General features: G+C 54.0%; 1 rRNA gene (cut by a window edge). It reads right to left on the minus strand.

The annotated features are described in order from the left end of the window. Window positions 1–1,759: ribosomal RNA gene (locus tag C5E05_RS19675) — 23S ribosomal RNA — on the minus strand (it extends 1,453 nt beyond the left edge of the window). Between the last annotated feature and the right edge of the window lie 285 nt (window positions 1,760–2,044).

Genomic DNA, 2,044 nt, shown 5'->3' on the forward strand with positions numbered 1-2,044 from the left:
CATAAGTGAGTTCCGCGTCAGATCTCAGGCTTCACGAGTGACGGATTTGCCTATCACTCACCCTACGTCCTTGCCCGGATTCAACCAATCACCCGGTTCGGCTACCTTTCTGCGTCACACCTGTTAATACGCTAACCGCACCAGAACGGGGTCGAGCGCTAGGCTCCCCACCCACCCGAAGGCGGACGAAGAGATTCAGACTCTTAGCACTACTGGATTAGCTTGGGCGGTTTTTCGCCGGCCACGGGAATATCAACCCGTTGTCCATCGACTACGCCTGTCGGCCTCGCCTTAGGTCCCGGCTTACCCAGGGCAGATTAGCTTGACCCTGGAACCCTTGATCATTCGGAGGACGGGTTTCTCACCCGTCTTTCGCTACTCATGCCTGCATTCTCACTCGTGTAGCGTCCACGGCTGGTTTCCACCGCCGCTTCACTCGCCACACGACGCTCTCCTACCCATCCACACGACTGGACCACGAAGGCCTGTCTATAAATATGAATGCCACAACTTCGGTGGCGTGCTTGAGCCCCGTTACATTGTCGGCGCGGAATCACTTGACCAGTGAGCTATTACGCACTCTTTCAAGGGTGGCTGCTTCTAAGCCAACCTCCTGGTTGTCTGTGCAACTCCACATCCTTTTCCACTTAGCACGCGCTTTGGGACCTTAGTTGGTGGTCTGGGTTGTTTCCCTCTCGACTATGAAGCTTATCCCCCACAGTCTCACTGCTGCGCTCTCACTTACCGGCATTCGGAGTTTGGCTGACGTCAGTAAGCTTTTGGGCCCCATCGGCCATCCAGTAGCTCTACCTCCGGTAAGAAACACGCAACGCTGCACCTAAATGCATTTCGGAGAGAACCAGCTATCACGAAGTTTGATTGGCCTTTCACCCCTAACCACAGCTCATCCCCCCAGTTTTCAACCTAGGTGGGTTCGGTCCTCCACGAAGTCTTACCTTCGCTTCAACCTGGCCATGGATAGATCACTTCGCTTCGGGTCTAGGACATGCGACTGAATCGCCCTATTCAGACTCGCTTTCGCTACGGCTGCCCCACACGGGTTAACCTCGCCACATATCACTAACTCGCAGGCTCATTCTTCAAAAGGCACGCCGTCACAGCTACAAGGCTGCTCCGACGGATTGTAAGCAAACGGTTTCAGGTACTATTTCACTCCCCTCCCGGGGTACTTTTCACCTTTCCCTCACGGTACTTGTCCGCTATCGGTCATCTGGGAGTATTTAGGCTTATCAGGTGGTCCTGACAGATTCACACGGGATTTCTCGGGCCCCGTGCTACTTGGGATACTCTTCAACGTCAATACACGCATTTCGACTACGGGACTCGCACCCCCTCTGGTCAGCCATTCAAAGCTGTTCGTCTATACGCTATTGTCACGCCCACTGCCTGGTAGAGCAGCATGAAAAGTCCCACAACCCCGACCGTGCAACCCCTACCAGGTATCACACACGACCGGTTTAGCCTGATCCGCGTTCGCTCGCCACTACTAACGGAATCACTGTTGTTTTCTCTTCCTGTGGGTACTGAGATGTTTCACTTCCCCACGTTCCCTCTACCCGCCCTATATATTCAGGCGGGAGTCACCAGGTCACCACAAGGGGCCTGGCGGGGTTTCCCCATTCGGAAATCCTCGGATCAAAGTTCGATTATCAACTCCCCGAGGCTTATCGCAGATTTCTACGTCCTTCTTCGGCTCCAGATGCCAAGGCATCCACCGTTTGCTCTTAAAGATTTGATTTACACATGAGTAGCCAATCATTTCATTCTCAGAAACTCTTGACTAAAATTGCTGAACACCACAAACACCACCCAAAGGCGACATTCGCGGCATTCAAGATGCTCGCGTCCACTGTGTAGTTCTCAACATACGATCGGTACCAACACCCACCAACACAAAGCCGGCGAACGAAGGCCCAAGAGTCCGATCCACCACCATCCGAAGACGACAGCAGGCCCGGTCCCTCAGGACCCAACAGCGTGCACACCAGCACCCAACACAACACCAGCCGTTCCAACCCCAAAG

Source organism: Pseudoclavibacter sp. AY1H1, assembly GCF_002931055.1.
Lineage (GTDB): Bacteria > Actinomycetota > Actinomycetes > Actinomycetales > Microbacteriaceae > Pseudoclavibacter.